Below are 9,022 nucleotides of genomic sequence, written 5' to 3'. Positions count from 1 at the left end.
GTGTTTTTGCAGTAATAAAAAACCAAACCTTTTATGAAAAAGATTTGGTTTTATCATAGAAATCGGAATGACAAACTGCATTTGAAAAATAATGATAAATATGAAATACTTCACTTTAATTATTGCCTTGCTTCTTTTTTCCTGCGGAGAAAAAAAAGATGTTTTACTTCCAAAATCAAACGTAACAATTGTAAAGGACGTTCAAGATCATTCGCCAATTTACATCTTTTTCAAAACTGAAGGAAAAGACACAATAGCCGATGTAAACAGAAAAAACAGCATCATTTCAACGAATTGGATTTTCAACATTGACAAACGTCTGCCTTTGAAATTAGTAATTCCGGAAGTGATGAAATTGCAAGAGAAAAAAAGAGCCGACAGCGCCCATAAAAACGAAAATGCCCAAAATTATTACTCTTACGCAGATTCAATTGGAAAGAATTTAGCTTTTTTGCCTTTTACAAAAGTGTTTTATAAGATGGAAAAGCCAAAGTTCGGAGTTGTCGTTTATTTCAAAAAAGATAATTCAATTTTAGTAAATGATAAAACTGTTAAGAAAGAAGAATTACAGAATTATTTAAATAGTATGAATAGTGACAAACCTAATAAATATATGTTCTCTTTTGATAAGGATTTAGATTATGGAAGTTACATTGATAATAAAATTTTCATAGGAACTTTAAAATTTTCTATTCCAGAAATGAACTTGACAAATGAAGAATTCATCTTTTAAAACTGAACACTAAAAACTGCGACTGAACACTTTTTTATTGATGATGATAAGGTTCATTTCGTAAAATCGTAAATCCGCGATACAATTGTTCGATAAAAAACAAACGAACCATTTGATGTGAAAATGTCATCAGCGAAAGCGAAACCTTTCCTTGCGCTTTTTTGTAAACTGTTTCGGAAAATCCGTAAGGACCTCCAATTACGAAAACTAATGTCTTAACGCCAGAATTCATTTTTTTTTGCAATTCTTCGGAAAAACCAACGCTTGAAAAGTTTTTTCCGTTTTCGTCCAATAAAATTAATTGATCGGTTGGCGATAGTTTTGACAAAATCAATTCGCCTTCTTTTTCCTTTTGCTGGCTTTCCGATAAGTTTTTTACGTTTTTGATGTCAGGAATAATTTCCAAATCAAATTTGATGTAAAACGACAAACGTTTGGTGTAATCGTCAATCAAAGTTTGAAGCGATTTATTATCTGTTTTTCCTATGGCGATAAGTTTGATGTTCATTGGTTATGTTTTGTTTGCCACTAATTTATTTTAAACACATAGAGACATAGCTTTTCTGTGTCTGTAAAAGGCGTTTCACTTATTGCAATACACATAGCAATGTGTTAAAGCTTGCTTTTTTTGTAATCTTAAACAAAAACAATTGTATCTATGTTTCTATGTGTTTGATTTTTTTAAGACGAAGCATAACTATTATTTTTTATTTTGAAAAACCGTTTCAAAATGTTCTACAACAGGAAATGGTTCGTAATAATGATGTAAAATCTTTTTCCATTCCAGATACGCTTCCGAAGTTCTAAAACCTATTGTATGATCTTCAAGCGTATTCCACTCAACCAGCAATAGATATTTATTTTCGACTTCCAGACATTTTTCCAAACGATGACCTAAATAACCATCAATTGACGAAATGTACTGACTTGCTTTTGCAAAATCAGCTTCAAATGTTGGTGCTAATTCTGATTTTATAAAAAGATATACTGCTTCTAGAATCATAATTGTAGTTTAGTAAACCCGACAGGTTTTAAAAACCTGTCGAGTTTGGTTTAGTTGTTAAACTTCGTTTCAAAAATTTTAAAACGATTATCAAGATCTTTAATCAATTGTTTTTTAACCGCTTCATCTTGAATAAAGCTGTAATTAATGCTGTTGTAAACGTATTGTTTTATAGTTGAATATGAAACATCTTGATATCTTTTGGCTAATAAAACATATTGTTCCGTCATATTGCTTCTCAAAATTCCGGCATCGTCCGTACTGATTACAATTGGCACATTAAATTCTTTGTAAAGCGTAAACGGATGCCTGTTTTCTTTCACTTTCAAAATGAATTCGTTACTCGCTAAATTAATCTCAACCGGAATATTATTTTTAGACATATATTTCAATAAATCATATGAATTTGCTTCGTACGCAATATCAACTCCATGGCCAATTCGGTTTGCTCCCGCTATGTAAATAGCGTCGTTAATGTGCCAAGTCAAATCTTCTGGCTGAACCAAACCTAAAGTCAACTCGCCTGCATGAAGCGTATATTTTACGTTCGGAAATTTTGAATGGCAATATTTAAACATCACCATATGAAGCCAATAATCTTTCATAGAAGTCTGACCATGTTCTGGAGAAACGATGTTTACACCGGCAGTCAATTTGCTTTCGCTTGACGAAATAAAAGCTATAACCAGATTTTTGAACAAATCTACCGGTTCCATAAAACGAAGCACAAAGTTTTGATAACGCATTGTAAACTTATCGTCATCAATTTTTAAGTCTTTATGAAGTTTTGCTAAGAAATTGATATTGAAATCTTCAGCATATTTTTTAGCATCTTTTTTCTGAAGTGATTTATACAATTCGTCTAAAAGCTTCAAAACCGCTTTTTCATCTTTTTGAACAGAAGCTTGACGAAGTTTTGTATTGAAATCAGATAAATCTGAAACATTCATATCGCATGGAATTGTTGATAATTGTGTTTCGATATAAGAAACATTTTCAGCAATCGCACGCTTTTTTAATTCGAGCATTCCTTCTGCAAAATGACCAGCAATTGTAGGTTCAAATTTCATAAAAGAATCAAAAAACTGATCGTCAGAAGGCACAGAACCATTATAATCTTTAATCGACCAGGATTGCATAATTTGCTGCTCGTAGTAATCTAGTTTTCCACTATTTTTTATAGAAGAGAAATTTTGCCAATTTCCCGTTGAAGGTTTATTTTTTGAAACTTCCAAAGTTTCTAAATTCAAATAAAAGTCTTCAGCAATAGCTCTTTCTAAAAGCGGTTCTGCATAAATTGATCCTGAAAAATGGTGGTGTAAATCGCCTCCTTTAGGCATTTGTTGAAAAAAAGCGGTTAAGAGCGCTTCATTATTTCTGATTTTTTCTAAATAACTCTCAGTCGATTGAGAAAAGCCGATTTGTGCTATAAAAAAACAGAAAAGCGTAATTATTCTTGTCATACTCTAAGATTAAATTACGCGCAAATATACGACTTTTCGGAGAGATTTGAAAATTTTGTTTTTTTGATGTGGAGATTTAACCGCAAAGAGCGCAAGGTTTTTTTACATTCAAGACTTATTATAAACGCAAAGTTCGCAAAGCTTTGTGAAAAAAAACTTTGCGAACTTTGCGTAATCCTTTGCGCACTTTGCGGTTAAAAAAACTTAGGACCTTAGTTCCTCAGTCCCTTAGAACCTTAAGAAAAAAGTACATCACGAATTTCTTCAACTTTATCAAAAACACTTTTAGCAAAAGGACAAAGCGGAATAATTTTTAAATTATTAGCTCTCGCATATTCTACTGAAGCCATAACTAACTTTTTGCCAACACCTTTTCCGTTGAATTCGGGACTAACTTCTGTATGATCGATGATGAATTTTGAAGCGCCAGCCCAAGTATAAGTCATTTTTCCAGCTTGTTTTCCGTCTTCTACAGCTTCAAAATAACCTCTTCTTGTGTCGTTTATTTGTTGAATTTCCATTGTAATTATATTAATGTGGTTTTAATTTCGATTGAATGTGTCAGTGTTTTGTGAATTGGACAGCTATTTGCAATCGTTTCTAATCTTTGTCTTTGCGTTTCGTCAACTTCGCCGATTACTTCAATTCTTCTGGTAAATGAGGTACAATTTCGCTCTGAATCTCTTTCAAAATCAATTTTGATATTGATTTCTTCGACATTCCATTGCTTGCGATTGATATACATTCTTAAAGTAATTAATGTGCAAGATGCTAATGATGAAGCCAAAAGTTCAGTAGGATTTAAACCTAAATTTTTTCCTCCAAGTTCTTGTGGTTCGTCTGAAATTAAAATATTTCCGCTTGCAGAAGTAATTTCCGTGCGATACAAACGCGTATCGATTTTTGCTGAGATCGTATCCATAATTATTTGATTCTTGGTTCAGGTAATGGCACAAATTCGGTTTCGCCTGGAACTTTTGGGAAAGTTTGGTTTGTCCAGTCGGTTTTTGCTTTTTCGATTAGGTTTTTATCCGAAGAAACAAAATTCCAAAAAATAAAATGTTCTTCAGGAAACGGCTGTCCTCCAAAGATATAAATGGTTGAGTTTTCAGAAATTTCGAACTCACAAAGAGAAGCTTCAGTTGTAATTAAAATTTGTCTCGGATCGTAAACATGCTCGCCATTTTTAATACTTCCTTCTAAAATATATAAACCGCTTTCGCCGAATAAATCTTTGCCAATATTGATTTTTGTAGCTGCTGTGCTTTTAATTTCAATAAAATAAAGTGGACTATAAACCGGAACGGGTGATTTTTTACCAAAGGCTTCTCCGGCAATTAATTTGTATGAAACGCCATCTTCTTCCCAAGCCGGAATATCATCAGCTTCAACATGCGTAAAATTCGGATCCATTTGTTCCAATTCTTTTGGAAGCGCAACCCAAATCTGCAATCCGTGAAGCATTTTGTCTGAATGTCTTAAATATTCTGGAGTTCTTTCGGAATGGACGATTCCTTTTCCAGCCGTCATCCAGTTTACGGCACCGGGTTTTATTTCTAATTCGGTTCCTAAACTGTCGCGGTGCATAATGCTACCTTCAAACAAAAAAGTCAATGTTGAAAGTCCGATATGCGGATGCGGCGGGACATCCATATTTTCATGATCACTTAAATGTGCAGGTCCCATATGATCGATAAATACGAATGGCCCAACGGCTCTTTTTTCACGGAAAGGCAATAAACGTCCGACCATAAAATTACCAATATTGGCAGCACGTTCTTCGATAATTAAACTGATATTTGACATGTGGTATTTTGATTTGATTTGAAAACAAAATTACAGTGGTAATAGAAATCTGTAACTTAATTTAGATTAAGAAAAGTTTGTTTTTGAATTTCTGAATTATAAAAGTAGTGAAAATGTATGTTTTTTCAAATTCGTCTATTTGTCACGTTTTCTTGTCATTTCGACGAAGGAGAAATCTTCGCAAGTAGCTCCGTACAGAATGTCGCCAATCTTTGTAGAGTTTCTTGCGAAGATTTCTCCTTCGTCGAAATGACAAACAGGGCGTTTAAATCCTGATAATTTATGAAATTTCCTAGTTTAATCAATCAACTCAAACTCCAAAACCTCACTCTCTGTTCCATTAATAATAATCGACAATTGATGAACTCCAGTATGGAAAACTCTCGTTGTAATCAACTTAAAAGACTGATTTCGTTCAATCTTCGTCAATTGATTTGGATGATAAATCTTTTCGCTGATTTTAAAGACTTTTTTAGCCAAATGTCCTTTTGCTTTTTTATAATGAACCGCATATTCTAAACGAACCGTTTTTGGCTCATTATTTTTATTATTTAAATGAAATTGAAACTGTAAATAATCTCCAATTTTTACAATTGGTGTTTTGATTTCAAAAGACGAAAGTTCAATGTTAGTGCTTTCTAAACCATAATGACTTAAAATTTCAGGATGACCTTGTTTTAATAAAGTTCGGCATCCATGTTTAATAATTCCATCAGTTTCTTTGCTGTGACCTTTCCATTTTTGAGCAATTTCCAATACAATCTGCGGATTATCTTTCGCAATATCATTTAAACTGTTTGCAACGCTTCGTCGAACATATTCGGAAGGATCGTTTTTCAGATTTTCTAAAATAGGAAGGATAGAAGAAGGATCTTTTTTAAGAAACGGAATCGCCATTGCCCACGGTAATCTCGGGCGTGAACCTTCGCTGGCTAAGCGACGAACATGATGATTTTCGTGTAAAGACCATTTCGTCATTTCATTAATCATTTGTTCTTTATATTTTAAGATGAAAGGACGAACCGCAAACTCACAGCTTATAAATTGTGTAATTGAAACAAAGGCTTTCGCCGAAGTTTTAAAATCTTCTAAACCATAAACTTCGATGTAATCTGCGAAGAAAATGAAAGCCAAATTACTGTCGGCAAAATTGTTTTTCTTTAGGTTTTTAATGATTTTATCAATCAAAGAAACGGCTTCTGGAAAATTTTGAGGCATAAACTGATGAAAAACAACGGTGGTGTGTTTCATTCTTTCTTTCCATTCTTTTTGCGCAAAATCACATTCGTAAATGGCTTCAATAAATTTCTGTTTATTGAACGTTGGATGCACTTCGGCGACAGCCTGACTAAATTTTTCGTAAAAAGAAACCGAGTAAATATCTTTAATTAATCCCATGATTTTGTTTGAATGAACCTCAAAGGTATTTAATGTTTCTAATTAAAATTACAGTTTTTGCATGAAATTTTAAAACACATAGAAACATAGAATTTTAAAATATATAATGGAGATGTTTTAAAAAAATCTAGATTTTAACACATAGATAATGCGTCTAGCTATGTTTATTATTGCAAGTGAAACGTCTTTTTTCAGAATTCAAATTCTATGTTTCTATGTGTTTAAAAAACAAGTGTTTTAAACGGATATTTTGAATCATATGAAACTTTTAGCGGAAAGTAAACTTTCAAATCCATAAAATATGTTCTAATTTAGCATTACTAAAAATAATAAAATGATAAGTGAAGCTCAATTTCAAGCAGAATTACAACTTTTAATTAGTAATGCCATTCGAGAAGATGTTGGTCCAGGCGATTACAGTTCGCTTGCATGTATTCCTGACACTGCTCACGGTCAGGCAAAATTGTTGGTAAAAGATCAAGGGATAATTGCCGGTGTTGAACTTGCTAAAATGATATTCGAATATGTAGACCCCAAATTAAAATTAAAAACTTTTATTGAAGATGGAACGCACGTAGAATACGGAGAAGTTGTATTTGAGGTTTCGGGAAGTTCTCAGTCAATTTTAAAGGCCGAAAGAGTGGTTTTGAATACCATGCAACGTATGTCTGCCATTGCAACAAAAACAAATTATTTGATGCAACTTTTAGAGGGAACAGGTGCTAAAATACTGGATACACGCAAAACAACACCAAATTTTAGAGCAGCAGAAAAATGGGCGGTGAAAATTGGCGGAGGCGAAAATCACCGTTACGCATTGTACGATATGATTATGTTGAAAGACAATCATATTGATTTTGCAGGAGGCATTACATTGGCTATAAAAAAGACAAAAGAATATTTAAAAGCCAATAATTTAGATTTAAAGATTATTGTTGAAGCTAGAAATCTGGATGAAATTCGTGAAATTTTGTTGAGTGATGGTGTTCACAGAATCTTGATTGACAATTTCAATTATGAAGATACTAAAAAAGCTGTGGAATTAATTGGGAAAAAATGCCAGACTGAATCTTCAGGAAATATCAACGAAAAGACGATTCGCGAGTACGGACTTTGCGGCGTAAATTATATTTCATCTGGAGCTTTGACGCATTCGGTTTATAATATGGATTTGAGTTTGAAAGCGTTTTGATAATTATTAATTGTAAATTGTTAATTATTAATTTAGACAAGATTTAAAATCTAAAATCAATAAATATGTCGCAAGAGATAGAAGCTCGGATTGAGAAAATACCTGTGGTGCGTTCTTTGGCCCGACTTTTAAAGAGAATTAAATTGCCTTGGCTGGAAGGATTCTCGTTGTATGATTTGATTGAAATGTACGTCATCGGAATTGTTGATGGCGCATTTTCATATCATGCAAGTGCGGTTTCTTTTAGCTTTTTTATGGCTTTATTTCCTTTTGCGCTGTTTATCTTGAACTTAATTCCGTTTATTCCGATAGATAATTTTCAAGATGATTTTTTGCAATTCGTACAGCAAAGTGTTCCTCCAAATACTTTTGATGCCATCAGTAAAATTATCAGCGATATCTTAAATAATAGTCATTCCGGATTATTGTCAACCGGTTTTTTTCTTTCGATTTTTTTAATGGCAAATGGCATTAACGCAATCTTGAGTGGCTTTGAATCCTCCAAACATGTTTTTGACAAACGGGGCTTTTTAAATCAATATCTCGTTGCTTTGGCAATTTCGCTAGTTATGACGATAATTTTGTTTGTAACCGTGGCAACAATCGTAGTTTTTGAGGTATTTATTCAAAAAACAATTATACAAGATGTACTTAGTGATAGGATTCCGCTCATTATTTTGGGTCGATATTTGTTTGTTGTTTTAATGATTTTGATAACATCTTCAATATTATTGCGTTATGGTACTAAACAGTACAATAAAGTGCCTTTTATAAGCATTGGATCTGTTTTTACAACGATATTAATTGTTATATCTTCATTCTTTTTTGGGATTTGGGTTATAAAATTTTCAAAATATAACGAACTTTACGGTTCAATTGGGACATTATTAATTCTAATGTTCTACATTTGGATAAACTGTATGATTCTGCTTTTAGGGTTCGAGCTGAATGCTACAATCAGAAAATTAAAACAAAAAAAAAATAAATAAGTATGAAAAATTGTATGTTGGCTATTGGTGTTTTTTTCTTCGCTATCACCATGCACGCGCAGAGTGTTATTGGAAAATGGAAAACAATAGATGATGAAACTGGAGAAGCAAAATCAATTGTAGAAGTTTATGAAAAATCTGGAAAGATTTACGGTAAAGTGGTAGAAATTCTTCGCGAAAATCACAAAAAAGATGTTTGTTCCAAATGTGATGGAGCAGAAAAAAACAAACCTATTCTAGGAATGATTATCATTAACGGACTTAAAAAAGATGATTCAGAATATAATGGAGGAACAATTTTGGATCCAACAAATGGAAAAAAATACAAATGTTATATTGAATTAGATTCTGCTGATAAATTGAAAGTTCGTGGTTATGTTGGGGTTTCAATTATGGGAAGAACACAATATTGGACACGAGTGAAATAACTAATTAAAA

Annotated in this window: 11 protein-coding genes; 4 read left to right on the top strand and 7 right to left on the bottom strand. The window is 32.6% G+C overall.

Going from position 1 to position 9,022, the window contains the following annotated elements; genetic code table 11:
- Positions 1 to 100 precede the first annotated feature (100 nt).
- The gene (locus FND99_RS14230; RefSeq protein ID WP_144338608.1) at positions 101 to 733 is read left to right on the top strand and encodes a hypothetical protein; all 633 of its coding nucleotides are present in this window, start codon (positions 101 to 103) and stop codon (positions 731 to 733) included.
- 34 nt (positions 734 to 767) lie between these two features.
- Here the strand turns inward: FND99_RS14230 and rlmH are convergent, their stop codons facing one another.
- From rlmH to FND99_RS14195, 7 genes are all read right to left on the bottom strand, one after another.
- On the bottom strand, positions 768 to 1,241 hold the full coding sequence (gene rlmH / locus FND99_RS14225) for a 23S rRNA (pseudouridine(1915)-N(3))-methyltransferase RlmH (RefSeq protein ID WP_071637326.1): 474 nt from the start codon (positions 1,239 to 1,241) through the stop codon (positions 768 to 770).
- Positions 1,242 to 1,433: 192 nt separating this feature from the next.
- Positions 1,434 to 1,736, bottom strand: coding sequence for an antibiotic biosynthesis monooxygenase family protein (locus FND99_RS14220; RefSeq protein ID WP_144338607.1), 303 nt, complete (start codon positions 1,734 to 1,736; stop codon positions 1,434 to 1,436).
- A 50-nt stretch (positions 1,737 to 1,786) separates the two neighbouring features.
- The gene (locus tag FND99_RS14215; RefSeq protein ID WP_144338606.1) at positions 1,787 to 3,199 is read right to left on the bottom strand and encodes an adenosine deaminase; all 1,413 of its coding nucleotides are present in this window, start codon (positions 3,197 to 3,199) and stop codon (positions 1,787 to 1,789) included.
- Between the two features lie 236 nt (positions 3,200 to 3,435).
- Positions 3,436 to 3,720: a GNAT family N-acetyltransferase gene (locus FND99_RS14210; protein WP_144338605.1), complete on the bottom strand. Its 285-nt coding sequence runs from the start codon at positions 3,718 to 3,720 to the stop codon at positions 3,436 to 3,438.
- A 5-nt stretch (positions 3,721 to 3,725) separates the two neighbouring features.
- Positions 3,726 to 4,121: an OsmC family protein gene (locus tag FND99_RS14205; protein ID WP_026729412.1), complete on the bottom strand. Its 396-nt coding sequence runs from the start codon at positions 4,119 to 4,121 to the stop codon at positions 3,726 to 3,728.
- 2 nt (positions 4,122 to 4,123) lie between these two features.
- Positions 4,124 to 5,005, bottom strand: coding sequence for a pirin family protein (locus FND99_RS14200; RefSeq protein ID WP_144338604.1), 882 nt, complete (start codon positions 5,003 to 5,005; stop codon positions 4,124 to 4,126).
- 297 nt (positions 5,006 to 5,302) lie between these two features.
- Positions 5,303 to 6,403 (bottom strand): DNA alkylation repair protein, encoded by a 1,101-nt coding sequence (locus FND99_RS14195; RefSeq protein WP_144338603.1) that lies wholly within the window; start codon positions 6,401 to 6,403, stop codon positions 5,303 to 5,305.
- A gap of 334 nt (positions 6,404 to 6,737) precedes the next feature.
- On the opposite strand from FND99_RS14195, the gene nadC reads away from it, so the two are divergent.
- From nadC to FND99_RS14180, 3 genes are all read left to right on the top strand, one after another.
- Entirely contained in the window at positions 6,738 to 7,595 is an 858-nt protein-coding gene (gene nadC, locus FND99_RS14190; protein WP_144338602.1) for a carboxylating nicotinate-nucleotide diphosphorylase, read from the top strand.
- 65 nt (positions 7,596 to 7,660) lie between these two features.
- Positions 7,661 to 8,584, top strand: a complete 924-nt coding sequence (locus FND99_RS14185; RefSeq protein WP_144338601.1) for a YihY/virulence factor BrkB family protein — start codon at positions 7,661 to 7,663, stop codon at positions 8,582 to 8,584.
- Between the two features lie 2 nt (positions 8,585 to 8,586).
- Entirely contained in the window at positions 8,587 to 9,012 is a 426-nt protein-coding gene (locus tag FND99_RS14180) for a DUF2147 domain-containing protein (protein ID WP_144338600.1), read from the top strand.
- Positions 9,013 to 9,022 lie beyond the last annotated feature (10 nt).

The sequence above is a fragment of the Flavobacterium daemonense genome, assembly GCF_007341385.1.
GTDB lineage: Bacteria > Bacteroidota > Bacteroidia > Flavobacteriales > Flavobacteriaceae > Flavobacterium > Flavobacterium daemonense.
This window is presented reverse-complemented; position numbering and strand designations above follow the sequence as displayed.

Bases quoted from the DNA above. Each gene is read 5' to 3' on its own strand.
- rlmH (WP_071637326.1), bottom strand. From the start codon at position 1,241: ATGAACATCAAACTTATCGCCATAGGAAAAACAGATAATAAATCGCTT.
- FND99_RS14205 (WP_026729412.1), bottom strand. From the start codon at position 4,121: ATGGATACGATCTCAGCAAAAATCGATACGCGTTTGTATCGCACGGAA.
- FND99_RS14220 (WP_144338607.1), bottom strand. From the start codon at position 1,736: ATGATTCTAGAAGCAGTATATCTTTTTATAAAATCAGAATTAGCACCA.
- FND99_RS14195 (WP_144338603.1), bottom strand. From the start codon at position 6,403: ATGGGATTAATTAAAGATATTTACTCGGTTTCTTTTTACGAAAAATTT.
- FND99_RS14185 (WP_144338601.1), top strand. From the start codon at position 7,661: ATGTCGCAAGAGATAGAAGCTCGGATTGAGAAAATACCTGTGGTGCGT.
- nadC (WP_144338602.1), top strand. From the start codon at position 6,738: ATGATAAGTGAAGCTCAATTTCAAGCAGAATTACAACTTTTAATTAGT.
- FND99_RS14200 (WP_144338604.1), bottom strand. From the start codon at position 5,005: ATGTCAAATATCAGTTTAATTATCGAAGAACGTGCTGCCAATATTGGT.
- FND99_RS14210 (WP_144338605.1), bottom strand. From the start codon at position 3,720: ATGGAAATTCAACAAATAAACGACACAAGAAGAGGTTATTTTGAAGCT.
- FND99_RS14215 (WP_144338606.1), bottom strand. From the start codon at position 3,199: ATGACAAGAATAATTACGCTTTTCTGTTTTTTTATAGCACAAATCGGC.
- FND99_RS14180 (WP_144338600.1), top strand. From the start codon at position 8,587: ATGAAAAATTGTATGTTGGCTATTGGTGTTTTTTTCTTCGCTATCACC.
- FND99_RS14230 (WP_144338608.1), top strand. From the start codon at position 101: ATGAAATACTTCACTTTAATTATTGCCTTGCTTCTTTTTTCCTGCGGA.